At 68.5% G+C, this 25,407-nt stretch carries 16 protein-coding genes, 1 rRNA gene and 1 pseudogene; 10 read left to right on the top strand and 8 right to left on the bottom strand.

The window, feature by feature from the left end; all coding sequences use genetic code 11:
* The 5 genes from rrf to AC1DF4_RS10775 all read left to right on the top strand — a co-directional run.
* Positions 1–92 (top strand): 5S ribosomal RNA (gene rrf / locus AC1DF4_RS10795); the annotation flags it as partial.
* A gap of 529 nt (positions 93–621) precedes the next feature.
* Positions 622–909, top strand: a complete 288-nt coding sequence (locus tag AC1DF4_RS10790; RefSeq protein WP_024367639.1) for an HU family DNA-binding protein — start codon at positions 622–624, stop codon at positions 907–909.
* A gap of 141 nt (positions 910–1,050) precedes the next feature.
* Positions 1,051–3,213, top strand: a complete 2,163-nt coding sequence (locus AC1DF4_RS10785) for a bifunctional copper resistance protein CopD/cytochrome c oxidase assembly protein (protein WP_476912892.1) — start codon at positions 1,051–1,053, stop codon at positions 3,211–3,213.
* A complete protein-coding gene (locus AC1DF4_RS10780) occupies positions 3,210–5,171 on the top strand; it encodes an NHL domain-containing thioredoxin family protein (protein ID WP_476912891.1) in 1,962 nt (653 codons plus the stop codon). Before AC1DF4_RS10785 ends, AC1DF4_RS10780 begins: the two co-directional genes overlap by 4 nt.
* 211 nt (positions 5,172–5,382) lie before the next feature.
* Positions 5,383–6,207: a DUF559 domain-containing protein gene (locus tag AC1DF4_RS10775; protein WP_476912890.1), complete on the top strand. Its 825-nt coding sequence runs from the start codon at positions 5,383–5,385 to the stop codon at positions 6,205–6,207.
* A gap of 133 nt (positions 6,208–6,340) precedes the next feature.
* Here AC1DF4_RS10775 and AC1DF4_RS10770 read toward each other — a convergent pair whose 3' ends face one another.
* The 3 genes from AC1DF4_RS10770 to AC1DF4_RS10760 all read right to left on the bottom strand — a co-directional run bounded on the left by AC1DF4_RS10770 (position 6,341) and on the right by AC1DF4_RS10760 (position 9,868).
* Positions 6,341–7,333 carry a hypothetical protein gene (locus tag AC1DF4_RS10770; protein WP_476912889.1) on the bottom strand — a complete coding sequence of 331 codons (993 nt, stop codon included), beginning with the start codon at positions 7,331–7,333 and terminating at the stop codon, positions 6,341–6,343.
* 87 nt (positions 7,334–7,420) lie between these two features.
* Positions 7,421–9,115: a helicase HerA-like domain-containing protein gene (locus AC1DF4_RS10765; RefSeq protein WP_476912888.1), complete on the bottom strand. Its 1,695-nt coding sequence runs from the start codon at positions 9,113–9,115 to the stop codon at positions 7,421–7,423.
* Positions 9,116–9,166: 51 nt separating this feature from the next.
* Positions 9,167–9,868, bottom strand: coding sequence for a type 1 glutamine amidotransferase domain-containing protein (locus tag AC1DF4_RS10760; RefSeq protein ID WP_476912887.1), 702 nt, complete (start codon positions 9,866–9,868; stop codon positions 9,167–9,169).
* Positions 9,869–10,018: 150 nt separating this feature from the next.
* Here AC1DF4_RS10760 and AC1DF4_RS10755 point away from each other — a divergent pair, with 150 nt between their 5' ends.
* The 3 genes from AC1DF4_RS10755 to AC1DF4_RS10745 all read left to right on the top strand — a co-directional run bounded on the left by AC1DF4_RS10755 (position 10,019) and on the right by AC1DF4_RS10745 (position 14,869).
* Positions 10,019–10,828 carry a glycoside hydrolase family 25 domain-containing protein gene (locus AC1DF4_RS10755; RefSeq protein WP_476912886.1) on the top strand — a complete coding sequence of 270 codons (810 nt, stop codon included), beginning with the start codon at positions 10,019–10,021 and terminating at the stop codon, positions 10,826–10,828.
* A gap of 137 nt (positions 10,829–10,965) precedes the next feature.
* On the top strand, positions 10,966–11,955 hold the full coding sequence (locus AC1DF4_RS10750; protein ID WP_476912885.1) for an LLM class flavin-dependent oxidoreductase: 990 nt from the start codon (positions 10,966–10,968) through the stop codon (positions 11,953–11,955).
* A gap of 286 nt (positions 11,956–12,241) precedes the next feature.
* Positions 12,242–14,869, top strand: coding sequence for a trehalase-like domain-containing protein (locus AC1DF4_RS10745; protein WP_476912884.1), 2,628 nt, complete (start codon positions 12,242–12,244; stop codon positions 14,867–14,869).
* Between the two features lie 40 nt (positions 14,870–14,909).
* Here the strand turns inward: AC1DF4_RS10745 and AC1DF4_RS10740 are convergent, their stop codons facing one another.
* The 5 genes from AC1DF4_RS10740 to AC1DF4_RS10720 all read right to left on the bottom strand — a co-directional run bounded on the left by AC1DF4_RS10740 (position 14,910) and on the right by AC1DF4_RS10720 (position 19,846).
* On the bottom strand, positions 14,910–16,046 hold the full coding sequence (locus AC1DF4_RS10740; protein WP_476912883.1) for a GmrSD restriction endonuclease domain-containing protein: 1,137 nt from the start codon (positions 16,044–16,046) through the stop codon (positions 14,910–14,912).
* Positions 16,047–16,207: 161 nt separating this feature from the next.
* The gene (locus AC1DF4_RS10735; RefSeq protein WP_476912882.1) at positions 16,208–17,338 is read right to left on the bottom strand and encodes an FAD-dependent oxidoreductase; all 1,131 of its coding nucleotides are present in this window, start codon (positions 17,336–17,338) and stop codon (positions 16,208–16,210) included.
* A 61-nt stretch (positions 17,339–17,399) separates the two neighbouring features.
* A complete protein-coding gene (locus tag AC1DF4_RS10730) occupies positions 17,400–18,326 on the bottom strand; it encodes an AEC family transporter (protein WP_476912881.1) in 927 nt (308 codons plus the stop codon).
* 118 nt (positions 18,327–18,444) lie between these two features.
* Positions 18,445–18,873: an aspartate 1-decarboxylase gene (gene panD, locus AC1DF4_RS10725; protein WP_224047853.1), complete on the bottom strand. Its 429-nt coding sequence runs from the start codon at positions 18,871–18,873 to the stop codon at positions 18,445–18,447.
* A 61-nt stretch (positions 18,874–18,934) separates the two neighbouring features.
* Positions 18,935–19,846, bottom strand: a complete 912-nt coding sequence (locus AC1DF4_RS10720; protein ID WP_476912880.1) for a LysR family transcriptional regulator — start codon at positions 19,844–19,846, stop codon at positions 18,935–18,937.
* A 144-nt stretch (positions 19,847–19,990) separates the two neighbouring features.
* Between AC1DF4_RS10720 and AC1DF4_RS10715 the strand changes: the two genes are divergently transcribed.
* Both AC1DF4_RS10715 and AC1DF4_RS10710 read left to right on the top strand, forming a co-directional pair.
* Positions 19,991–21,454 (top strand): amino acid permease, encoded by a 1,464-nt coding sequence (locus tag AC1DF4_RS10715; protein ID WP_476912879.1) that lies wholly within the window; start codon positions 19,991–19,993, stop codon positions 21,452–21,454.
* 224 nt (positions 21,455–21,678) lie between these two features.
* Positions 21,679–25,014 (top strand): annotated as a pseudogene (locus tag AC1DF4_RS10710) (bifunctional proline dehydrogenase/L-glutamate gamma-semialdehyde dehydrogenase); the annotation flags it as partial.
* Positions 25,015–25,407 lie beyond the last annotated feature (393 nt).

Here is a 25,407-nt window from a genome sequence, read left to right as displayed (position 1 = left end):
CGCCCGGTCCCATTCCGAACCCGGAAGCTAAGACCCACAGCGCCGATGGTACTGCACCCGGGAGGGTGTGGGAGAGTAGGTCACCGCCGGAACATCATTACACGGTCGAGAGCCCCAACCACAGGTTGGGGCTCTCCCGCATTTAACCCACAAACCACAACCAGAACCCTCCCGCACCTCCTGCCGGCCACACCCGCACCCTCCTGCACCGCCGGCGGCATAAAACCCGGCCCTCCCGCACATCCTGCCGGAGCGTCCAGGACAACCCGCCATCGCCGGCGACCCGGTGCCATCACGCGCAGAAGCCGAACCGCATGCGACAGGCCAGCAGCCGGCCGGATGCCGCCGTCGTCGGCCTCAGGGACGGGCGCGGCAGCGCCGCCCCGGATAGCGCCGGATTTGCGGGAGCATCGGGGCGGATGCCGCCGGAGCTGCGGGAGCGTCCGCTGATGGCGAAATAATGCCTCGAAAGGCGCCGATTCGCGGGTTTTTCCTCAAAAAAGGCCGAAAACACGCGGAATTTGCCACCTCGGCGGCAGCAAGCTGGTAAGTTTTCGGACAGTGGCTTGTGCGCATGCCGTGTGCAGGCTCCAGAAATCATGACCGTCCAGGAGGACATAAATGGCTAAGAACCGTAGTGAACTTGTTGCAGAGGTAGCAGGCAAGGCCGGCACCAGCCAGGCAGCCGTCAACTCCGTGCTGGATGCACTGTTCGAGGTCTTCGAGACCTCTGTCGCCGCGGGCGAAAAGATCACCATCCCGGGCTGGCTCGCAGTTGAGCGCACCGACCGTGCAGCTCGCACCGGCCGCAACCCGCAGACCGGCGAGACCATCCAGATCGCCGCGGGCCACAGCGTTAAGCTGACCGCCGGCTCCAAGCTGAAGGCTGCGGTCTCCAAGAAGAAGTAGTCTTCTTGAATGCTTGAAAGGAGCGGCGACCCTCTGGGTCGCCGCTCCTTTTTGGTTAAGCGGCGTCCGGCAACGGCGCCCGGGTGTTTTCGGGCAGCTGCCGATTCGGTGAGCAGGCGGGGCGTGGCGGACAATGGACTTGTGCCTTCCGCAGCAAATCCCCGTGCCACCGCAACCGCTCCCACCCCGACCGGGGGAGGGAGGGGCCCTGTTGCGGGTCCCGCCGGGATCTCCCGGCCCTGGCTGTTCGCGGGCCTGGCTGGCCTGTTCCTGGGACTTATCGCCGCCCTGCTGTTCTCCGGTGCAGCAGCAGCCCGGGAGGTTTCTGATCCGGGTGCACTGGTCCGCTGGGGTCTTCCGGTCAGTAAGGCCGTCCACAACGTCGCGCTGGCCACCGTGATCGGCGGGCTGCTCTTTGCCGTCGGAATCCTGCCCCGCTCGCTGGCCCTCTCGCGGTCCAAGGCCACGGACGCCCCGGAGCACCCGGCCTTCACCCGCGCGCTGGCAGTCGCCGCCGCGGCGGGCGCCGTCTGGACCCTGTCGGCGATTGCGGTCCTGGTGCTGAGCTACTCGGACATCGCCGGGCAGGGCATCTCGGGGGATCCGGAATTCACCCGTTCCCTGGTCTACTTCATGACCGACATCGAGACCGGCCGCGCCTGGCTGGCCGTGGTCATCATCGCCGCAGTCGTCACCACGGCGCTCTTCGGCGTCCGCTCCCTGGGCGGCCTCGCCGCCACCCTGGTGCTCGCGCTCATCGGGCTGGTCCCCTCAGCGCTGATCGGGCACTCCGCCAGCGCAGCCGACCACGAGGGCGCCATCAACTCGCTCGGCCTGCACCTGGTGGGCGTATCGGCCTGGGTCGGCGGCATCATCATCCTCGCGCTGCTGTCCGGTGTGCTGGGAGCCTCTGCGTCCGGCGCGAAGACCGGCGGCCGCCCGGACATCACCGAACCGACGCTGCGCCGGTTCTCCGCCCTGGCCGGATTCGCCTTCATCCTCGTCTTCGCCTCCGGCGTGATCAATTCCAGCATCCGACTCACGTCCTGGAGCGACCTCTTCGGTTCGGCCTACGGGCAGCTGATCCTGGCTAAGACGGCGGCGACCCTCGTCCTCGGCGGCATCGGCCTGATGCACCGGCGCTGGGTCATCCCGCAGCTGGTCAGCAAAACAGGCGGTCTGTCCGCCCGCCGCGTGCTTTGGCAGCTCATCGCGGTCGAGCTGCTCGTGATGGGAACGACGTCGGGCGTCGCCGTCGCGCTCGGCCGCTCCGCGCCGCCGCAGGGCGAGACGCTGGCCCCCAACGCCACCCCGGCCTTCATCGTCTCCGGCTACGACCTGCCGCCCGAACTTACCCCAGAGCGCTGGCTGACCGAATGGCGGCCCGACTGGCTCTGGGTCGCCGTCGCCGTCTTTGGCCTGGTGGCCTACATCCTCGGCATGCGGAAGGTGCTCCGGCGCGGGGACTCCTGGTCCTGGTTCCGGGCCGTCAACTGGGTGATCGGGCTCGGGGTCCTCACCTACGTGACGTCCGGTCCGCCGGCGGTCTACGGCCGGGTGCTGTTCTCGGCGCACATGGTGGACCACATGGCACTGACCATGGTGGCGCCCATCTTCCTCGTCCTCGGCGCCCCCGTGACCCTGGCCCTGCGCGCGCTCACGCCGCGGCGGGACAGTTCCCGCGGCCCGCGCGAATGGCTGCTCATCCTCATCCACTCGAAGTTCTCCCAGCTCGTCACACACCCGCTGTTCGCCGCCGCTAACTTCGCCGGCTCGATCGTGCTGTTCTACTACTCGGACGCTTTCGGGTATGCGATGCGGGACCACGTGGGCCACGAGCTGATGAACCTGCACTTCGCCCTGACCGGCTACATCTTCGTGCTGACCATGATCGGCACCGACCCCCTGCCCCGGCGGGCGCCATACCCCATGCGGCTGCTGCTCCTGCTGGCCACGATGGGCTTCCACGCCTTCTTCGGCGTCGCGATCATGGGCGGCACCGGGCTGCTGGCCGCGGACTACTTCGGCAACCTCGGCCGGACCTGGGGCGAATCGGCCCTGCTGGACCAGCAGCTGGGCGGCGCGGTGGCCTGGGGCATCGGCGAAGTGCCCACGCTGCTGGTGGCGATCGGCGTCGCCGTCCAGTGGTCCCGCTCCGATGCGCGCGAATCCAAACGCACCGACCGGGCGGCGGACAGGAATAACGACGCCGATCTCACCGCTTACAACGATATGTTTGCCAAGCTGGCCGAGCGCGATGCCCGGCTGGCCGAACGCAACTCAAAGCTGGAAGGACGCTCATGACCGAAACCGTACGCACCCACCTCCGGGTCCGGGCCTCCGAGCTGGTGGGCCGCAACTGGCTCAACACTGGCGGCAAGTCCCTGGACCTGGAATCCCTGCGCGGCAAGATCGTGCTGCTGGACTTCTGGACCTTCTGCTGCATCAACTGCCTGCACGTGCTGGATGAACTGCGCCCGCTCGAGCAGCAGTACTCCGACGTCCTTGTCACGGTCGGCGTGCACTCTCCCAAGTTCGAGCACGAGGCGGACCCGGTGGCGCTGGCCGCCGCCGTCGAGCGTTACGAGATCCGCCACCCGGTCCTGGACGATCCCGAGCTGGACACCTGGAAGGCCTACACCGCGCGCGCCTGGCCCACGCTGGTGGTCATCGACCCCGAGGGCTACATCGTGGCGCACCTCTCCGGCGAGGGCCACGCCGACGGCCTCGCCGTGCTCATCCCGGAGCTGATCGCCGAACACGAGGCCAAAGGCACCCTGCACCGCGGCGACGGGCCGTATGTGGCGCCGGAGCCGACGTCGGGCACCTTGCGGTTCCCCGGCAAGGCGCTGTTCCTCCCCGACGGCCGCGGCGTCGGAAGCGCCTCGGAAGCCGGTTCCTGGCTGGTCACGGACACCGGACACCACCGCCTCGTGGAGCTCTCGACCGATTTCCAGACCGTGCTGGCCACCTACGGCTCCGGTGACAAGGGCCATTCCGACGGCAACGCGGCCACAGCCCGCTTCAACGAACCCCAGGGCCTGGTGCTGCTCCCGGACGACGTCGCCGCCGAGACCGGCTACGACGTCGTGATTGCCGACTCCGTGAACCACCGGCTCCGCGGGCTGTCCCTCACGGACGGGACCGTCAGCACCCTGGCCGGCAACGGCGTGCAGCGGCTCCTCGAGACGGGCCCGGCCCGGGTGGACGAGGAGGGCGCCGCTTATGGCGCCCGCCTGGAGGCGGACCCGCTGCGGGTTTCCCTCAGCTCGCCCTGGGACGTTGTCTGGTCCACCAAGCTGAACGCGGTCGTGGTGGCGATGGCCGGCGTGCACCAGATCTTCAGTTTCGACCCGCGCTCCGGCGCCGTGTCCATCATCGCCGGCAACGGCCTCGAAGGCCTGTTGGACGGCCCTGCCGAGGAAGCCTGGTTCGCCCAGTCCTCCGGCCTCGCCGAGGATGCCGACGGCAACATCTGGGTGGCGGACTCCGAGACCTCCGCCCTGCGCAAGCTCGTGATCGCCGACGGCGGTTCGGTTACCGTCGAGTCAGCCGTCGGCAAGGGCCTGTTCGACTTCGGTTTCCGCGACGGCCCCGCCTCTGAGGCGCGGCTGCAGCATCCCTTGGGGGTGACGGTGCTCCCGGACGGTTCGGTGGCGATCGCCGACACGTACAACGGCGCCGTCCGCCGCTACGACCCGTCCTCCGGCACGGTCTCCACGCTGGCGCGCGGACTGTCCGAGCCCTCCGACGTGATCGTGGACCACACCCAGGTGGCCGGCGCGGAGCCGCTCCTGGTGGTGGTCGAGGCGAACAAGCACCAGCTGGTCTATGTGCCAATCCCCAAGGAAGCGCAGCAGGTGGACGAGGGCGCGGCGCAGACCCACAGGCCCAAGAGCCCCGTGGCCCCCGGTCTGCTGGAACTGGCCGTCCGTTTCACCGCGCCGACCGGCCAGAAGCTGGACGACCGCTGGGGCGACCCGACCCAGCTGAAGATCTCCTCCACCCCACCGGAGCTGCTCGTGTCCGGCGGCGGAACGTCTGTGGGGCTGCAGCGCACCCTGGAGCTGTCCTCCGACGTTCCCGAGGGCGTGCTGCACATTACCGCCCGCGCCGCGGCCTGCGACGGCCCGGAGGACGCCGACGGCGAGATCCCGGATCACGCCGCCTGCCACCTGTACCAGCAGGACTGGGGCATCCCGGTGCTGCTGCAGGCCGACGGGGACACCGAGCTGGTGCTGGACCTGCGCGGAATGGACTGACCTCCGCCCGGGGTGGCCCGGTTTTGGCTGCTGTTCGTGACGCTGGCGTCACGGGCAGCAGCCTTTTGGGTTTAACAGGCCCCCGGATCCGCAGAATTTCGGGGATTCGACGCCTCGGCGGCCCTAAAACAATGCTCCCCGTGACGTGAAGATGTCCACATAGAAGGTCAACGGACTGCCGGCGACGCGTGACGGGGGAAACGATGGCCCCATGGATGTCTTGCGGGCTTTGGCCATCTGCGGGGGAGCGGCCCGGCGGCCTGCGCTGGCCCGCTTGGGGATCGACGACGCCGCGCTACGTCGGGCGGTAAGGGCCGGCGTCCTGCAGCCGAACCGCGGCCTCTATGCGCTCCCGACGGCGGCCCCGGACCATGTGGCGCTGCTGCAGCACCGCCAGCTCCTCACATGCAGCAGCGCGGCTCCCTTCTACCGGCTCTGGTCCATGAACTCCACCGGGCCCATCCATGTGCAGCACAGACGCGGTGAAGCCTTCGAAGGGCAGATTGGCCACTTCGGCCTGCTCCTGGAGCCGCATCCGCACCGGCCGGTTGCTGCCCTGGGCGACGTGCTCCTCCACGCGCTGAGGTGCCTGCCGTTCGCTGAATCCTTGGTCATGGTGGACTGCGCCGTCGGCCGGGGCGATATGACAGTCGGGTTCCTGCGGGAGCGACTCCCCGGGAAGCGCAACGGCCGCGCCCGCCAGGTCCTGGACTGGGTGGACGGTGGTGCCGAATCCATGCTGGAGACCCTTGCCAGGACGTATTTCCGCCAGGCGGGCATCAGCGTGGAAACGCAAGTCCACATTGATGGCGTCGGATACGTGGATCTCCTGCTGGAGGGCAGGCTGATTGTGGAGCTGGATGGACGCCATCACGGTGAGTGGACCCAGGTCAAGAAAGACCAGCGGCGCAACAACGTATCCGTAGTCCGTGGCTACTCCGTGCTCCGGTACTACTACGACGACGTCGTGCACCACCCGGCGCTGATGCTGGCCGAGGTCCGGGCAGTCCTCGCCGGGGTGAATCTGCAGGTCTAGGTGTCACGGCAGGCAGGTTTTTGGCAGCGGGAAACCACTTTTTTCGCGGAATGACGGGGTGCGGCGCGGCTGGCTGGGCCAAAAGACTGCCTGGCGTGACGCCCGGACGCCCTGGGTGCCGCCGCAGCCGGGGCTAGTAGCTCAGGAGCGGGGTGACTTTGACGGTTTCGGCGTCGATGTCCAGGCGCGTGGTGAAGCTGAAATCGTGGATAGCGTTGAGTTCAGTCACGGCCCCGGTGAACAGGTCCACCTGCTGGGCCTTGATCTGGGCTTTGCCGTTCAGGGGCGCCACCACCCAGCGTCCGCCGAAGGGCTCGATGCTGACGGTGGGGTACTCCGTGATGCTCCAGTCGATGGTGCCGTCGACGACGCGGTTGTTGGTGGTGTGGTAGAACGGGCAGTCCGGCTGGAGCTTCTGCTGCTTGTCGGCGGTGTCGGCGCAGGTGTCCAGGAACTCCTTCACCTTGCTGCCCACGGCGTCCTTCAGCCCGTCCGTGGCCTCGGTCATCAGGTTCAGCGGGGCTGCGGGGACCTCGCGGCCGGACAGCGTGGCCTTGGTGGACGGGGCGGAGAAGTACTCACCGGCCAGTGAGGCCTCGTACTCGCCGGGGTAGAAGACGGCGAAGGAGTTGCGGCCGTTGGGCATGTTCACCGGCACCCCGTTGAGCGTGGCCTCATTGGCGTTGACCACAGTGACGTCCAGGACCGGAAGGGCGGCGGGGACAATGGCCCACCTGTGGAAGAACAGCCAGTCCGTGCCGGACTTTTCCAGCAGGAACTCCGTCCGCAGTGTGCTGCCGTCAATCGTGTATTCAACCGGGACCATGACCCGGTTGCCACCGCGGTCCTCCGCCTCGCCGTACTTCACACCGCTGATCCGCGCGGCGGCGGTCTGCAATGCCGTCCCGTCCAGCATCGCCGCGCTGCTTTGGGGCACGGTGGCGTGCAACAAGCCGAGGGCTTTCTCGCCCTCGCCCTTCTGCAAGGCGTCGAGATATTCGCGGACAGGCTGCTGCGGGCTCGCAATGGAGTTGTTCACGATATTGATCGCGACGACGCCCGCGGCCACGGCAAGCATCAGGCCCAGCAGCCACCCGGCTGCGATCCTGACCAACGCCTGACTCATTTGCACTTACCTTACGTTACCTGCACCCCACAGGAATCCCCTTGTCACAAGGGCCCCATGTGACAAGGTCCGCTCAGCGGCGGCGCTTTAGCGGCGGCGCTTGGGGGCCGTGCCGAAGACGCCGCGGAGCAGTTCGCGGCCGAGCTGGGTCCCCAGCGAGCGGGCCATGCTCTTGAGCCCGCCGCCGAGGGCGCCGCCCAGAGCGCCGGCAAGGTCCCCGGCCGTGCCGCCGTCGTCCGCGGGTTGCCGCTGCGGCTGGCGGGGTGACTGGCGCTGAGGTTCCTGGCGGGTCTCTTGAGATGCGGGAGCGGGCGCGGGCAGGCTGCTGGGGCGGCCCAATATGTCCTCCTCGATCCGCCGCGCCTCCGCGTCGACACCGGACGTGCCGGCGCCGGGAGCCGGTGACTCCGCCTCGCCGCTGTCCGCCGCTGCCTTCCCGGAGATCTTCTCGTACGCGGAGACGTTGTCGACGGCGGTGCCGTACTTGGGCAGCAGCGCCGAGCCGGCCACGGTGCTCGAGATCAGGGCGTCGGCGCTGGGACCCATGACGGATTCGGGCGCGCGCAGGCGGGTGAGCGCCACCGGCGTCGGGGCGCCCTTTTCGTTCATGACGGTGATGACCGCCTCGCCGATGCCGGCCGAGGTGAGTGTCTCCTCAAGGTCGTAGTCGCTCATCGGGAACGTGGAGACGGTGGCTTTGAGCGCCTTGGCGTCCTCCGGCGTGTAGGCCCGGAGGGCGTGCTGCACCCGGTTGGCGAGCTGCCCCAAAACCTCCGCGGGGACATCCTTGGGGGTCTGGGTGACGAAGAAGATGCCGACGCCTTTGGACCGGATCAGGCGCACGGTGGTGGTGATGGCGTCCAGGAATGCCTTAGAGGCGTCGTTGAACAGCAGGTGGGCCTCGTCCAGGAAGAACACCAGCTTCGGCTTGTCCAGGTCGCCGGCCTCGGGTAGGTCCTCGAACAGGTCGGCCAGCAGCCACATCAGGAAGGTGGAGAACAGCATCGGCTTGGTCTGCAGGGTGGGCAGTTCCAGGCAGGTGATGACGCCGCGTCCGTCGGGGACCGTGCGCATCAGTTCGGCGGTGTCGAACTCGGGTTCGCCGAAGAACTTCTCCATGCCCTGCGCCTCGAGCGTGATGAGTTCACGGAGGATCACGCCGGCCGTCGCCTTCGACAGCCCGCCGAGTTCCTCGAGTTCGTCCTTGCCTTCGGCGGAGGTGAGGAACTGGATGACGGCGCGCAGGTCTTTCAGGTCGATCAGTTCGAGGTTGTTCTTGTCGGCGAAGTGGAACACCAGCTGCAGGCTCGATTCCTGCGTGTCGTTGAGCTCCATGATGCGGGAGAGCAGGATGGGCCCGAAGGACGTGATGGTGGCGCGCACCGGGATCCCGTTGCCGTCGCCGCCCAGGGCCAGGAATTCCACCGGGAACGTCTTGCCGGACCAGGGCTGGCCGATCCCTGCCGTGCGGGCCAGCAGTTTTTCGCTGCCCGCGGCGGCAGTGGCCAGCCCGGACAGATCGCCCTTGATGTCCGCCAGGAAAACCGGGACCCCGGCGGCGGAGAGCTGTTCGGCCATCATGTGCAGCGTGACGGTCTTGCCCGTGCCGGTGGCTCCGGCCACCAGCCCGTGGCGGTTCATCATCGAGAGCGGCAGCCGGACGGGGGCGTCCTTGTGGACCTCGCCGTCGATGATCGCGGCGCCGAGTTCAATCGTGGGGCCCTCGAGGGTGTACCCCTTCTGGATGGTGGCGACTTTATCTGCAGTGGATTTGATGGCCATGCGGACAGCTTAGCCGGGTCCGGCAACCCGGACCCGGCTTCGGCGGGGTCGCTACCCGGCCAGGGCCTTGAGGACTTCCTGCGCCACGTCCTCGCTGGACTGCGGGTTCTGGCCGCTGATCAGATTGCCGTCGCGCACCACATGGGAGCTCCAGGCGGCGGCGGTCTCGACGACGGCGCCTTTGTCCCGCAGCACGTCCTCCACGAACCACGGCGTGTTGGGCCCGGTGCCGCCGCCCAGTTCCTCTTCGTTCGTGAATACGGTGAGGCTGCGTCCCGCGAAGGCGAACGTACCGGCGTCGTCGGTGGCGCTCAGCAGACCGGCCGGGCCGTGGCAGAACGGCGCGATGATGGTGCCGGCCGTGTTGGCCGCCACCAGGATTTTGCCGAGGTTCGCGTCCTGGTAGAGATCGGCCATGGGGCCGTGGCCGCCGGGCAGGACGATCGCGTCGTAGCCGGAGGGGTCGACGTCGGCCAGCGCCAGCGGCGCGGACAGCTCGGCGTCGATCCCGGCGAGGTACTTGCGGAAGCTGTCGGCGCGGTCCTGGCCACCGGCGGACTCGGCAGCAAGGCTCACCTCGTCCACTGTGGGCTTGGCGCCGCCGGGGGTGGCGATGTGGACGGTGTGCCCGGCGTTGCGGAGGGTCTGGTGTGAAACCACCAGTTCCTCGGCCCAGTAGCCGGTGGGGTGTTTGCTGCCGTCCCGCATCGTGAGGGAATCGGCGGCGGATACGACCATCAGAATGCTTGCCATGTGAGGCTCCTGTTCTGCCGGCCAGCGGGCCGGCGTTGGAAAGTGAAGGGACTTAGGGGCGGCAACTCCCTCAGCCTGCTGAGTATTCCAACCGCCGACGCGCACGGCGGGTTTCCCGGCCCGGGGCAGGGGCCGGTCGTAAGCTGGGGCATGGCTACCCGGGTATTGACGAAGCTGGTTTCTGCCGCCATCACGCTTGGCCTTGTCCTCCTGGGCGGTGGAACGGCCAGTGCGGCCCCGCCCCGAAATGCCGAGCCGGTCGGCATCGACGTTTCTTGGCCCCAATGCGGCAAGACCCTCCCCAAACAGCCGGCTTTCGCGATCGTCGGCGTGAACAACGGCCTCGCCAACACCACCAACCCGTGCCTGCCGGCCCAGCTCACCTGGGCGAACACCGCCCCGTCCCCGGCCCTCACGGCCCAGCCTCGGGTGGCGCTGTACGTCAATACGGCCAACCCGGGCCTCCAGGGCTCATGGTGGCCGAGTTCCAATCGCTACGGCGGTGCCGACGTTGCCAACCCGTATGGTGTCTGCGGCAGCGGCGAGGGCGATTTCCGGGCCTGCTCCTACATGTACGGCTATGCGAAGGCTTACGACGACGCCACCATCCGCGGCGTCGACAATCCGGAAAAGTACCTGTGGTGGCTGGACGTGGAGACCGAAAACAGCTGGCAGCCGGACAAGACCTCCAACGTCGCCGACCTCGAAGGCATGGCCGCCTACTTCAAGAGCATCAACGCGAAAGTCGGGCTGTATTCCACGGGGTACCAGTGGAACCAGATTGCCGGCACGGTTCCGGCAAGCAGCCCGCTCGCCGGCTTGCCGAGCTGGCTCGCCGGCGCGCGGTCCCTCACGGGTGCCAAAGCCAACTGCTCTTTGCCGGCGCTGACCCCCGGCGGCCGCGTCGCGGTGACCCAGTACATCTCCGCGGGGCTGGACTACAACTATTCGTGCCCCTGAGCGGCCGCCGGCTACATGGGGAGCGCCACAGCCGGGGCAGAAATAACCCGGGGCCCGGCGTCGTTGTCGCCAGTGTGAGCGTGCCGTGATCCGGCGCGGCACCTGAATCTTCCCCGCTACGAAAGGCCGGCTTTTCCGTGACTGTTCCGCTTTCCATCCTTGACCTGGCAACCATCGGCAAGGACCAGACGGCGGCAGAAAGCCTCGCGGGAAGCGTCGCGATGGCGCAACTTGCCGAGAAGCTGGGGTACCGGCGGGTCTGGTATGCCGAGCACCACAACATGTCGGCCATCGCCTCCTCGGCCACCAGCGTGCTGATCGCCCACGTCGCCGCGCAGACCGGGAGCATCCGCCTCGGCGCCGGCGGCGTGATGCTGCCCAACCATTCCCCGCTGACCATCGCTGAGCAGTTCGGCACCCTCGAAACCCTGCACCCGGGACGCATCGACCTGGGCCTGGGCCGTGCACCCGGCAGCGACCAGAACACGCTGCGGGCCCTGCGCCGCGACCCGATGTCCTCGGACAGCTTCCCGCAGGACGTGCTGGAACTCCAGGGCTACCTGACCGGCCCCACCCGCATCCAGGGCGTGGAAGCCACCCCGGGCAAGGGCACCAATGTGCCGCTGTACATCCTGGGATCCTCGCTGTTCGGCGCCAGGCTCGCCGCGCAACTGGGCCTGCCCTACGCCTTCGCCTCGCACTTCGCGCCCAACGCGCTGCAGGACGCCGTCGCCATCTACCGCCGCGACTTCCAGCCCTCCGCGCAACTGGACGCCCCGCACGTGATCGCCGGCGTCAACGTGATCGCGGCGGATTCCGCGGCCGAGGCGCAGGAGATGTTCCGGGCAACCAAACGCGCCCGCGTCTCGCTGTTCTTCGGCAACGGCCGTGAGTTCAGCGACGACGAGGCGGACATGATCCTGGACTCGCCGCAGGGCCAGCACGTGGCCCAGATGATGAAGTATTCCGCCGTCGGCACCCCGGACGCCGTGCTGGAATACCTGGACGAATTCACCGCCCACGCCGACGCCGACGAGCTGATCGTCGCGCACCAGAGCACGGGCACGGAGGCCCGGCTGCGCTCGGTGCAGCTCCTCGCCGACGTCGCCGGACTGGTCCGGGTTTAGCCTTAGGGGTCGGCGCCCGCGCCGCCGTCGGGTGCCACCCGGCCCCGTCACGCACGGCAGGCTTTTGCGGGGCTCGACGCCGTCCTGCCGCGGATTGGCGCGGCGGGAGGGCTTCTTGGTCGCCGAAGACCTGCCCTGAGTGACGCGGGTCCCGGCGGCCCGGCGGATGTTACACACCCGCAACCGCCGGGACACCCAGGGGAAATCGAGCCGGGCGGATACTGGAAGTACGTCCCGCGGGGACGGTCTCATGCAGGCATTGGGGACGACTCGAAGGACTCCGCGCATGCCCACTCCGCTCAACCAGTCCCTGGCCGACTCTGCCCTCCTGACGAAATCCCTGCCGCTGGGCCTGCTCCGCGCCTTTGTGCAAACCAACGCCGCCGACGACGGGCTGACGCCGCAACTGCTGGCCGAACTCAAGATCCTGGCCCGCACCCCGGGGCTGCTCGTGGCCTGCAACTACGGCGGGACCCTGTGCGAAGCGGAAGGAATCTCCACCGAGACCCTGCCACTGGGCGGTGCGGCGATTGCCCTCCGGGCGCTGGCCGCCCTCCCGAACACCCACGCGGCTGTCATCTCGGGGCGTTCCCTGCGTGACCTGGCCGCCGTCTCACGGCTCCCGGCCGAGGTGCACCTCGTCGGTTCGCACGGCGCCGAGTTCGACATGGGCTTCGCCCACGGGTTGTCCCTGGCCACCGAATCCGTGCTGCAGCAGGCCAGCCAGGCCCTCGCCGAAACCGTGGGCGCCTACCGCGGCATCACCATCGAGCGCAAGCCGGTCGCAGTGTCCGTGCACACCCGCCCGGCCGCCCCCGACGTCGTCGCGCTGGCCACCCAGCAGGCGGAGGAAATCGCCCGGGCGCACGGGCTGAACTTCATTGTCGACGGCTCCGTCCTGGACCTGTCCGTGGTGGAACCGTCCAAGGCCGCCGCCATGGAGCACCTCCGGTCCATGCTGGGGGTCAGCGCCGCCCTCTACGCCGGGGACGCCTCCAGCGACGAGGCCGCCATGGCCACGCTGCGCGGCCCCGACCTGGGCCTGCGCGTCGGCGCGGGACAGACCGTAGCGGCGCACCGGCTGCGGGATCCGGAGTCCTTCGCCCGGGTCCTGGGCATCCTCTTTGAACTCCGCCGGGCCTGGCTGTTCGGGGAGGACGCCGTCGGTCTGGAGCGGCACTCGATGATCGGCAACGGCTCCTCCACCGCGCTCATCACACCGGACGCCAGGATCTGCTGGATGAGCCACCCCCTGCCGGACTCGGGATCCCTCTTTGCCCACCTCCTCGGCGGCGACGCGGCGGGCCATTTCTCGGTGGAACCGGTGAAGGCCTCGCAGGTCCTGGGCCAGCGCTATGTGGACAGCACCATGATCGTGGAAACCCGCTGGGCCGACGTCACCGTCACGGACTACCTGGAGCCTGCGCCGGACGGCATCACCAGCCTGGTCCGGGTGCTCTCCGGCACGGGCACGGCGCGGATTGTCTTTGCCCCGCGCCCGGACTACGCCAACGCCCCGTTCAGCATGGAAGCCCGCGGCCCGGAGCTGCACGTTGTCGGGACCGCGGACCCGATCATCCTGCTCGCCCCCGGCGTCGGCTTCACCATCACTTCGGACGGCCGCCATGCCACCGCCACGGCCGACGTCGAGCTGCGGTACGGCCCGGTGGTGCTGAACCTGCGCTGCGGCGACACGGAACCCCAGCGGGCGGAACCGCCGGAGGAGAACTCGCGCCGCGCTGCCGTCGCGCATCATTCCCGGCGCTGGGTGCAGGCACTGCAGCTGCCGGCCGTGAAACCCTCCCTGGTCCGCCGGTCGGCCCTGGTGCTCCGCGCCCTGGTCCATGAGCCCACCGGCGCCGTGCTGGCCGCGCCCACCACCTCGCTGCCGGAGGGGATCGGCGGCACCCGGAACTGGGACTACCGGTACTGCTGGCTGCGGGACGGCTCCATGACGGTCAACGCGCTGGTGGACCTCGGCTCCACCGCGGAGGCGGAAGGATTCCTGGCCTGGCTGGGCCGGATCCTGGCCAACGCCCCCGGCCCGGAGTGGCTGCATCCGCTGTATTCGGTCACGGGTGCGCCGCTGTCCACCGAGGCCATCATCGAAAGCCTGCCCGGCTACGCGGGCTCCCGGCCGGTGCGGATCGGCAACGCCGCGGACCACCAGGTGCAGCTGGACGTCTTCGGGCCGATCGCCGAACTGATCGATGCCCTGAGCGCCCGGCAGGGCGCACTGGCCGACGCCCACTGGGAGCTGATGGTCCAAATGGCCTCGGCCGTGCTGGCCCGCTGGCACGAGGCCGACCACGGGATCTGGGAGGCCCGGCGGGCGCCACGGCACCACATTTACACGAAAGTGATGTGCTGGGTGGCGCTGGACCGCGCCCTGCGCACCGCCGCCCGGCACGGCCGGGAGCCGCTGCCCGAGTGGGAACCGACCGCCGCGACCATCCGGGAGGAAGTCCTGCGCGAGGGCTGGGACGAGAGCTCAGAGTCCTACACCGTGGCCTACGACAGCCCGGACCTGGACGCCGCGGTGCTGCACATCGGGCTCTCCGGGCTGCTGGACGTCGCGGACCAGCGCTTCCTGGACACCGTTACGGCGGTGGAGCGGGAACTGCGCGTGGGGCCAACCGTGTTCCGGTACCGGTACGACGACGGGCTGCCGGGCCTGGAGGGCGGCTTCCACATCTGCACGACGTGGCTGATCGAGGCCTATGTCGCGGTGGGCCGGATCGAGGAGGCCTGGGACCTGTTCGACCAACTGGTCAACCTGTTCGGCCCCACCGGGCTGCTGCCGGAGGAGTACGACCCGGGCACGGAAACCCATCTGGGGAACCACCCGCAGGCGTACTCGCACCTGGGCTTCATCCGCTGCGCCCGGCTGCTCGACGCGCTGCCGAAGAACTAGGGGCTCTGCGGGCGCTGCACGGCCTGCATATGGTGGCGCGCTATTCGCAGGCGACGCCGTCGCGGTCGCCGTCCATCTTCTCGCGGTAGCCCGGCTGGCCGGCCCGCAGCGGCGCGGCGCCGGCAGCCCGGGCGGCGGCGCAGTTCGCGTAGTACACCGCCGCGGGAGCCGGGGCTGCGGGAACCGGGGCGGCGTTGGCCGGGGCGGGCGCGGCGTTGGCCGGGGCGGCCGGGGGTGCCGGCTGGGGTTCTGCCTGCTGGGGTTGCGCCGGGGGAGCGGGCGCAACCTGGCTGGTGGGCGCGGCCGTGTCAGGGCAGTCCCCGAGCACGCGCGCCATTGCATCGTGTTCGGCCCGGGTGACCCACAGCCCGTAGCTGGACTTGACCGAGATCTGGCGGGCCACATAGTCGCAGCGGTAGGACTTGTTCGGCGGCAGCCAGGTGGCGGCGTCGCCGTCGCTCTTTTGCTGGTTGGCGGGCCCGTCCACCGCGAGCAGGTTCAGCGGATCGTTGGCGAAGGAGAGCCGCTGGGCCTCGGTGAGCTGCTGGGCGCCCTTCTGCCAGGCATCGCTGAGGGCTACGACATGGTCGATCTGCACGGCAGCGCTGGTGCTGCTGCCGCGGAGAAAGTTGATCAGGGTAGCCGTGTAGGGGTCGGTCAGGACGCCGGAGAGGACAACGCAGTCCCGGGTGCCGGACTTGAGGGCCAGGTTGCTCAGGTCCCGGCGGAGCATGTCGTTGCGGGTGTCGCAGCCGTTGCGGTCCACGTCGGCCCAGGCCTGGCCGAACTGGTCGCGCGAGTAGCCCGTCTTGGGCGCGCGGCCCTTGACCGGGATCGTGGCCAACACCTCCAGGGCCTTGCTGGCGAACGCCGGCTGCTGGTGGGGCGCGCTGGAGCCCTCGGCGGCGGCGGGAGTCTCGGGGTCCAGCGGGGCGCCATCCACGGCCGGGGCGGAGCTCTCGACGGCGGTCGGGGCGGCGGCCGGTGCCGTCCCGGGGCTGGCGCAGGCCGTGGCGGAAACCAGCAGCAGCCCAGCCAGTCCGGCCGCGATCCAGTCGACGGCGCCGGACCTGGCCGTTAGAGATCCAGCGGCCAGAGGTCCAGCAGTCCGAAATCCAGTGGTGCCGCGTCTTTTGTCCCGGCGCTGGTTGTCTCCGCGCCTAATATCGCTGTGCAATTCTTCCCCAATTCGTGCTGTTGCCCCGGTTATCTGCGGGGCGGATAAGGCCGGACCCAGCCTACCGGCGCCGGGCGACAACGCGGGGTCACATCGCGTCCATGCCGAGGGGCGGGAGGGGCGCGGTCTGACCCCGCGTTGCCTCTGTACCGACCAAGGGATCAGCGGACGCCCGGGCGGGACGCCGAGAAGATGGCCGGCGCCGTGCCTTCGCCGGTCGCGAGGTCGGCGAGGATCCGCCCGACGACGGGCGTGAATTTGAACCCGTGGCCGGAGAAGCCCGCGCCGATCACGAGCGGCCCGATGCGGTCGAGGATGAAGTTCTCGTCCACGGTGGTGGTGTAGGTGCAGCTGACATCCGTCAGGGAGTCGGCATCCACTCCGGGGAGCCAGGTCCGGGCGTAGCATTGCAGCGCCGCCATTTGCGTTGGCTCCGGCGTGAAGGACCTCCGGTCCGGGTCCACGACCGGTCCCACGCCGTGCCACCCGGCCTTGATTCCCTCGCCGGGTGTCTGCATCCCGTAGACCGGCGAGTACCAGTCCGCGAACTCCGCGCCGTGGCCCGGAACATGGTTGAACCCGGGCCAGACCGCGCCCTCGTCCGTGACGGCGAAGTGTGCCGGCTGTTCCTGCGTCACGGTGAGCCGGGGGAGGGACGTCAACCCGCCGAGCAGCTTCGAGGTCCAGGCGCCGGCGGTGACGACGGCCTGCCGGGCGGCCAGCACCTCGGTCCGGCCGTCGGCGTCGACCGTCAGCCGGACGCCGTCGTCCTTCACTGCGAGCTCCAGCACCTTGACCCGGTGCCGGATGTCGGCCCCGCGGCCCGCGGCGAGGCGCTGCAGCACCGGCAGGGCAGCGTCGGGATTCAACTGCCCGCCGTCGGGCATGTGCAGCACCTCCTCGTCGAACCGGATGCCGCGCCAGCGTTCGGCCGCTTCCGCGGCGCCCAGGAACTCTGCCCGCAGGCCGGCGGCGTGGAGGGCGTCCCGAACGTCGCCCAGCCGCGGATCGGTCCCGTGGTTCACGACGCCGGTGCGCGCCAGCAGGCGCTCGCCGCCGTCGGCCTCGAGTTCGTGCCACAATCGGACCGCTTCGGCCAGCATCGCGACGTAGTCCGGATCGGCGTAGCCGGGATTGAAGTTCCGCGTGGCGCCGTGCGATGCGCCGTTGCGGTGCCCCGGGGTGAACTGCTCCAGCAGGGTCACGTCCCGGCCGCGGCTGGCCAGGGCCCAGGCAGCCGCCGAGCCCATGGCGCCGCCCCCGATCACGATGGTGTCCAGGTGAGTGGTCAATGGGTCCTCCGGTTGGTGTTGGTGCGGGAAGGCGGGCGGGCAGGGCAGGGCAGGGCTGGCGTCAGGTGAGGAGCAGGGCCACAACGATCATGGCCGGCACGGCCACCACCGTCGTGATCAGCACTGTGTCCTTGGCCACGGCCAGGCCGGTCCGGTAGCGGGTTGCGATGACAAAAACGTTCTGCGCGGTGGGCAGGGCGGAGGTGACCACCACGGCGAAAAGTGCCTGGTCCTCCAGATGCAGGGCGAAGCGCGCGAAGAGGTAGGCCAGAAGCGGGTGGACCACGAGCTTGAAGCCACAGGCCAGGAGGGTGTCGGTCCGGCGGCCGGCCGAGGCCTGCAGCGGGCGGGAGCCGTTCAGGCTCATGCCGAAGGCCAGCAGCATGGCAGGGATGGCGGCCCCGCCGATCAGGTGGATCGGCTCCATCACCAGCGGTGGCACCTGCCACCCGGTTGCGGCCACCGCCAGGCCCAGCCCGGTGCCCACGATCATAGGATTCCGCAGGATCATCAGCACGAAGCTCAGCGGGGTGGTCCGGTGGGTGCTGGTGGTGGCGTCCAGGGCCATCAGGAACAGGGGAGTGAAGAACGCCAGCTGGAAGATCAGCAGCGGCGCCACGTAGCTGGCATCGCCCAGGACGTACACGGCGATGGGGATGCCGAGGTTGGCGGAATTGGCCAGTGAAGCGCTCATGGAGGACATCAGGGATTCCGCCAGGGTGCGTTTGAGCAGGAAGCGGACGATGACGAAGAAGAGCCCCGCCGTCGCGAAGGCGCCGACCGCCGCCACGAGGAGCGGGGCGGCGAAAATGTTGTGGACGTTGGCCTTGCTGAGGGTGTCGAACAGCAGGGCCGGACTGGCGACGAAGAACGTCAGGGCGCTGAGTACGGAGCGGGCGTTCTCGCCCAGGATCCCGCGCCGGCCGACGAACATGCCCACCAGGATGATGCACCAGACCACGAAGAATCCGGCGAGGACGCCTAGCACGCGGCGGTCCGCGGCGTGCTGGGCGGGGAAAGGGTGGCGGTCACCCTTCCAGAGTAATCAGCTTTATTAGTGCCGGGCGCCTGTTACGGCGCAAGGCGCGGGGCCAGGTTGGGGGCCGTCAGTTCAGCGTGGCGTTGTTCAGCGCAAACGGCGGGCGCATGATCCCGGGCGTATGGCCTTCCGCGGGGTCGTTGCCGATCTGGACAATCTTGTTGTCCTTGTCCACATGGACCACCTTGGGGCTGTAGGCCTTGGCCTCATCCGTGGTCATCTGGGCGTAGGTGATCAGGATGATGATGTCGTTCTCGTGCATGAGGTGCGCAGCGGCACCGTTGATCCCGATCACCCCTGAACCGCGCTCGCCGGCGATGGTGTACGTCTCCAGGCGGGCCCCGTTGGTGACGTCGACAATGGACACCAGCTCGCCGGGAAGGATGTCGGCCGCTTCCAGCAGATCCAGGTCCACGGTGACCGAGCCGACATAGTGGAGGTCCGCGTGCGTGACCGTGGCGCGGTGGATCTTGGACTTGAATATTGTGCGATTCATAACGGGACCAGTCTAGCGCCGGGCCGCCGGGAGCGCTGTGAGCCAGCGAACACCCTGCCGGTCAGGGTCCCGCGGGCGGGATCGAGGCCGCCGTCTCGGCCAGGATCTCCCGCGCGGCCAGGATCGCAGGGCGCGTGGCGCTGGAGCGCCGCACCGAGGTGAAGATGGTCCGGTGCGGGTCGCCCGGCAGGGTGATCAGCTGCGACGTCGTGCCCCGCCCGGTCCAGACGAGGTCCGGCATGAGGGCAACGGCGTTCCCGGATTCAATCAGCCGGATCTGGGCCTGCAGGTCGGCTGTCTCAAAGCGGACGTCGGGCTCGAACCCGGCGCTGCGGCAGGCCTGCTCGGCCCAGTGCCGCGACGCCGCCCCGCGCGGCTCCATCACCCAGGCCATCCCGGCGGTATCCGTCAGGGACGTGATGGCCGGCCGGCCGGGGCCGGGCGGCGGAACGGCGAGGCGGATCGCATCACTCGTGAGCCGGACGCGGTCGAGTTCGTCATACCGGGGAGCCGCGTGTCCGGGGTACTGCTCGGCAATCACCAGGTCGAAGTCCCGCGCCCAGGTCTCATGCAGGGCCGTCTCGGGTTCCCGTTGGGTCATTTCGATCCGCACCTCGGGGTAGCTGGACGACATCCGGGTGAGGGCATCCGGCATCAGCGCCAGCGCCGCGGACTGGAAGACGGCGATGCGGACGGTGCCTGTCACAGTGGTCAAGGAGGCTGCCAGATCCGCCTCGGCCTGTTCCAGCGTTTCCAGGAGTTGGGCCGTGTGGGCCACCAGGACCTCGGCCTGGGGGGTGAGCTGGACGCGGCGTCCGGTCTTGCGGAGAAGCTCGACGCCGGCCTCTTTTTCCAGGAGCGCCAGCTGCTGCGAGACCGAGGAGGGGCTGTACTGAAGCGCCTCCGCGACCTCGGCCAGGGTGCCCCGGATCTTCAGTTCGCGCAGAAGGCGCAACCGCCGGACATCCAGCATCGCTATTCCTTTGTGAATTCTAATGGTTATTGATTAGGAGAATTCACTTTATCTAATGCAATCCCGGTTGCATACTGTTGTCGTTGAGTAACCCCCATCACAGGGTGGATTGATGGGCGCCACACCTAAACGCGGGAGACCCTGATGGCTACACAAGACATAGACAGGTCGATCATGCGGCGCAAGCCGATCGACGACATTGAGGAAGAGAACCTTCACAGCGGTTTGATGAAAAGCCTGGGGTTCTGGCAACTGACGGCCATCGGCGTCGGCGGCATCATCGGCGTCGGCATCTTTTCCCTGGCGGGCCTCGTCGCCCACGGAAGCGAGTCCGAACCCGGCGTCGGCCCGGCGGTGCTGTTTTCCTTCCTGATCGCGGGACTCGCCTCAGCAGCGGCCGCATTGTCCTACGCGGAATTCGCCGGCATGATCCCTCGGGCGGGGTCGGCCTATACCTATGGCTACGTGGCGCTCGGCGAAATCATCGGCTGGTTCATCGGCTGGGACCTGCTGCTGGAATACATTGCGATTGTGGCCGTCGTGGCCATCGGCATTTCCGGCTACTTCGACGCTTTTCTCTCCGGCATCGGCATCAACATGCCCGTCTGGATGACTGCGACGCCGGATGAAGGCACCGGCGGCATCGTCAACATCCCGGCGATCGCGGTCTGCCTGCTCGTGACCTGGATCCTGTCCCGCGGCACCAAGACCTTCGGACGGTTCGAGCTCATCGCCGTCGCCATCAAGGTCATCCTGATCCTGTTCATCATTGGTCTCGGCATCTTCTACATCGATACCGGAAACTACAACCCGTTTATGCCCAGCGGCTTCGGGCCGGTGGTGGCGGGAGCGGCCACAGTGTTCTTCGCCGTGTTCGGGTACGACGCGATGAGCACCGCCGCGGAAGAGGCGAAGGACGGCAAGAAGCACATGCCGAAGGCCATCATCATGTCCCTCATCATCGCGATGCTCCTCTACGTCGCCGCAACCCTGGTGCTCACCGGCATGCAGAACTACTCGGAAATCGACCCCAAGGCCGGCTTCGCGTCCGCCTTCAACAGTGTGGGGCTGCCGGTCATCGCGACGATCATCTCGGTCTTTGCCGTGCTGTCCATCCTGACCGTGATGCTCACCTTCCTGCTCGGCGTCACCCGCGTCTGGTTCTCGATGAGCCGCGACGGGCTGCTCCCCGGCTGGTTCTCCAAGACGGACCGCCACGGCACGCCGCAGCGCGTGACCTGGATCGCAGGCGTCGCCTCCGCGCTGCTCGCCGGCGTGTTCCCGATCAAGGCCGTCGCCGACCTGACCAACATCGGCATCCTGGCCGCGTTCGTCGTCGTCTGCACCGCGGTCATCGTGTTCCGCTATAAGAAGCCCGAGGCCCCGCGCACCTTCCGGCTTCCCCTGATGCCGCTGGTTCCCGCCTTCGGTGTGCTGGCATCGGCGTTCCTGATGCTCCAGCTGCACTGGGAGACCTGGGCCCGCTTCGGCATCTGGCTCGTCATCGGCCTGGTCATTTACTTCGGCTACGGCCGCAAGCACTCGCTGATGAATCCGGACAGCCCGCGGCACGAGGAGCTCGTCGAGATGCACCGCCCCCTCAAGTAACCGCGCACCACCCGAGTTGCGCTGTCAGTTTTGGCTCCCATCCGCGCCTTGTGGGAGCCAAAAATGATAGCGCATCCGTGTGTTCGGGGGCGGCTGCGTCCGGCCCGGGACTCTTCGATTTTTCTAACCAGTATTGCTCGGAAAACATCGCTTTATCTTATGAAAATCCGGTCGCATACTGAATCAAGAAGGGTCCACATTTTGAGAAAGAACGAGTACCAGCCATGACCAACATTTCAACGGAGTCCGACGTGAACACTGGCAGCGCCGCCGACCACGCACCCGTCTCGGAAGGCTCGCCGGTCCTTGAGGCCGCAGCCCTCGCCGAGGAGACCATCGGGCTGGTACGCCACTGGCTCACCGAAGCGGCGAAGGTCCCCGTCGACGCCTCCGCCGAACAGCTCGCCGGCGTCCTGAAGGACCCCAACGGCCTCGACTTCACCGTGGGGTTCGTCGACGGCGTCGTGCGCCCCGAGGACCTGCAGGTCGCCGCCCGGAACCTTGCCGCGCTGGCGCCCAAGGTCCCCGCCTTCCTGCCCTGGTACATGCGAAGCGCCGTCCGCCTCGGCGGCACCATGGCCCCGGCCCTGCCGCAGGTGGTCATCCCGGTTGCCCGCCGTGTGCTCCGTGAAATGGTCGGCCACCTGATCGTCGATGCCACTGACGCCAAGCTCGGACCCGCCATCGCCAAGATCCGCAAGGACGGCATCAAGCTCAACGTCAATCTCCTCGGCGAGGCCGTGCTCGGCGAACACGAGGCTTCGCGCCGCCTCGAGGGAACACACAAGCTCCTGTCCCGCCCCGACGTCGACTACGTCTCCATCAAGGTTTCCTCCACCGTGGCCCCGCACTCGGCCTGGGCGTTTGACGAGGCCGTGGAGCACGTCGTCGAGAAGCTCACCCCGCTCTTCACCCGCGCCGCCTCCTTTGCCGCCGGCGGACAGAAGGCCAAGTTCATCAACCTGGACATGGAGGAGTACAAGGACCTGGACATGACCATCGCCGTCTTTACCCGGATCCTGGACAAGCCGGAGTTCAAGGACCTCGAGGCCGGCATTGTGCTGCAGGCCTACCTCCCGGACGCGCTCGCCGCCATGATCCGCCTCCAGGACTGGGCCGCCGCCCGCCGCGCCGGCGGCGGAGCCGCGATCAAGGTCCGCGTCGTCAAGGGCGCCAACCTGCCGATGGAACAGGTCGAGGCGTCCCTGCACGACTGGCCGCTCGCCACCTGGAACACCAAGCAGGACTCGGACACCAACTACAAGCGCGTCATCAACTACTCGCTGCACCCGGACCGGATCGGCAACATCCGGATCGGCGTCGCCGGCCACAACCTCTTCGACATCGCCTTCGCCTGGCTGCTGGCCAAGCAGCGCGGTATCGCGGATACCGCAGAGCAGAGCATCGAATTCGAGATGCTGCTCGGCATGGCCCAGGGCCAGGCAGAAGCCGTCAAGAAGGACGTCGGCTCCCTGCTGCTCTACACCCCGGTGGTCCACCCGGCCGAGTTCGACGTCGCGATCGCCTACCTGATCCGCCGCCTCGAGGAAGGCGCCAGCCAGGACAACTTCATGTCCGCGGTCTTCGAGCTCAGCGAGAACGAAACGCTCTTCGAGCGCGAGAAACAGCGCTTCCTCGCCTCCCTGGCCAGGCTCGACGACGAGGTCCCGCCGCCGAACCGCCGGCAGAACCGCAGCCTTCCGGCCGAGCCGATGCCGCACGACTCCTTCGAGAACACCGCCGACACCGACCCCTCCCTGCCGGCCAACCGCGACTGGGGCCGCGCCATCCTCGGCCGCGTCACGACGTCGACTCTGGGCAACGCCGCCGTCGAGGCCGCAACGATCAACGATGCCGAGACCCTTAACACGGTGATCGATACCGCGGTGGAAAAGGGCAAGGCCTGGGGTGCGCTCTCCGGCGCCGAGCGTGCCGCGATCCTGCACCGCGCCGGCGACGTCCTCGAGGCCCGCCGCGCCGACCTCCTCGAGGTCATGGCCAGCGAGACCGGCAAGACGATTGACCAGGGTGATCCGGAAGTCAGCGAGGCAGTGGACTTCGCGCACTACTACGCCGAGGCGGCCCGCAAGCTCGACGACGTCGACGGCGCCAGCTTCGTGCCGGCAAGGCTCACCGTCGTGACCCCGCCGTGGAACTTCCCGGTGGCCATCCCGGCCGGTTCCACCCTGGCCGCCCTCGCAGCCGGTTCCGCCGTCGTGATCAAGCCCGCCAAGCAGGCCCGCCGCAGCGGCGCCGTGATGATCGAGGCACTCTGGGAAGCCGGCGTACCGAGGGACGTGCTGACCATGGTCCAGCTGGGCGAGCGTGAGCTCGGCCAGCAGCTGATCTCCCACCCCGCCGTGGACCGGGTCATCCTCACCGGCGGTTACGAGACCGCGGAACTGTTCCGTTCCTTCCGCCAGGACCTGCCGCTGCTGGCCGAAACCAGCGGCAAGAACGCCATCATCGTCACCCCAAGCGCCGACCTGGACCTCGCGGCCAAGGACGTCGCGTACTCCGCTTTCGGCCACGCCGGCCAAAAGTGCTCTGCGGCCTCGCTGGTGATCCTCGTAGGTTCCGTGGCCAAGTCCAAGCGCTTCCACAACCAGCTCATCGACGCCGTCACCTCGCTCAAGGTCGGCTACCCCGAGGACCCGGCCAGCCAGATGGGCCCGATCATCGAACCCGCCAACGGCAAGCTCCTCAACGCCCTCACCACCCTCGGCGAAGGCGAAAGCTGGGCCGTCGAGCCGAAGAAGCTGGACGGTACGGGCAAGCTCTGGAGCCCGGGCGTCCGCTACGGCGTGCGCCGCGGATCGTACTTCCACCTCACCGAGTTCTTCGGCCCCGTCCTGGGCGTGATGACCGCAGAAACCCTTGAGGAGGCCATCGCCATCCAGAACCAGATCGAGTACGGCCTGACGTCCGGGCTGCACTCGCTGAACCCGGCGGAAGTGGGCCTCTGGCTCGAGACTGTCCAGGCCGGCAACCTCTACGTCAACCGCGGCATCACCGGCGCCATCGTGCAGCGCCAGCCCTTCGGCGGCTGGAAGAAATCCGCCGTCGGCGCCGGCACCAAGGCCGGCGGGCCCAACTACCTCGTCGGACTCGGCGAATGGGTCGGCAAGCCCAGCACTGCCCCTGCCGCCGTTTCCCCCCACGCGGGAGTCCGCCGGATCGGGCAGGCAGCCGTGGGCTTCCTGGCCGCCGACGAGCTGGAAGCGCTGGAGCGTGCCCTGGCCTCCGACGCCCTCGCATGGACCGAGGAATTCGGTACGGCCAAGGACGTCTCCGGGCTGAGCGCCGAACGGAACATCTTCCGCTACCGCGCGCTGCCGGTCACGGTGCGGCTCTCCGAGGGCGAGCCCCTCGCCCGCCTGGTCCGGACAGTGGCGGCCGGCGTCCTGGCGGGCTCGGCACTGACTGTGTCCACCGCCGTCGAGCTCCCCGCCCAGCTGCGCACCGTGCTCTCCGGCCTTGGCATCGACGTCACCGTTCAGAACGACGCCGACTGGCTGGCCTCCGCGGGCAAGCTCGCCGGAACGGCCAGCCCGGCTCGTGGTCTGTGGGGAGTGCGCGGCGCCCGCGGCCTCAGCCGAAGTACCAGCCGGGCGGAACCCACGCCGCGGGCACCGCGTGCGCGGAGAAGTCGTCGCAACCGGAGCAGAAGTACGTGACTTCGCCCAGCTTATTGATGGAACCGTCCCGGTGATGGGTGGCGGGGACAAAAGTCTCAAGGTAGATGAACTCGTCGGTTCCGCACCGTTCGCAATATGGGCTGCCGACGTATTCCGCCTCAACCAACGTGGTGGGATGCGGGTCCAGACGTCCGAGGCTGGGATGCTTGGCGGCTGCGCCGCGGTGCACAGCCTGTGAGAACGGGCCCACGGGCTTGAGGCTTCGGGCTGTCGATGCGGAAGGGGAGTGCGGGCGGTTAATGGCTGGCGTCACTG

It is taken from the genome of Arthrobacter sp. 05N429 (genome assembly GCF_056397045.1).
The sequence above is the reverse complement of the archived record's forward strand: the minus strand, read 5'-3'. Positions and strand labels throughout refer to the sequence as shown.

Bases quoted from the DNA above. Each gene is read 5' to 3' on its own strand.
- AC1DF4_RS10775 (WP_476912890.1), top strand. From the start codon at position 5,383: ATGGATGTCTTGCGGGCTTTGGCCATCTGCGGGGGAGCGGCCCGGCGG.
- AC1DF4_RS10765 (WP_476912888.1), bottom strand. From the start codon at position 9,115: ATGGCCATCAAATCCACTGCAGATAAAGTCGCCACCATCCAGAAGGGG.
- AC1DF4_RS10760 (WP_476912887.1), bottom strand. From the start codon at position 9,868: ATGGCAAGCATTCTGATGGTCGTATCCGCCGCCGATTCCCTCACGATG.
- panD (WP_224047853.1), bottom strand. From the start codon at position 18,873: ATGAATCGCACAATATTCAAGTCCAAGATCCACCGCGCCACGGTCACG.
- AC1DF4_RS10780 (WP_476912891.1), top strand. From the start codon at position 3,210: ATGACCGAAACCGTACGCACCCACCTCCGGGTCCGGGCCTCCGAGCTG.
- AC1DF4_RS10770 (WP_476912889.1), bottom strand. From the start codon at position 7,333: ATGAGTCAGGCGTTGGTCAGGATCGCAGCCGGGTGGCTGCTGGGCCTG.
- AC1DF4_RS10745 (WP_476912884.1), top strand. From the start codon at position 12,242: ATGCCCACTCCGCTCAACCAGTCCCTGGCCGACTCTGCCCTCCTGACG.
- AC1DF4_RS10755 (WP_476912886.1), top strand. From the start codon at position 10,019: ATGGCTACCCGGGTATTGACGAAGCTGGTTTCTGCCGCCATCACGCTT.
- AC1DF4_RS10720 (WP_476912880.1), bottom strand. From the start codon at position 19,846: ATGCTGGATGTCCGGCGGTTGCGCCTTCTGCGCGAACTGAAGATCCGG.
- AC1DF4_RS10715 (WP_476912879.1), top strand. From the start codon at position 19,991: ATGGCTACACAAGACATAGACAGGTCGATCATGCGGCGCAAGCCGATC.
- AC1DF4_RS10790 (WP_024367639.1), top strand. From the start codon at position 622: ATGGCTAAGAACCGTAGTGAACTTGTTGCAGAGGTAGCAGGCAAGGCC.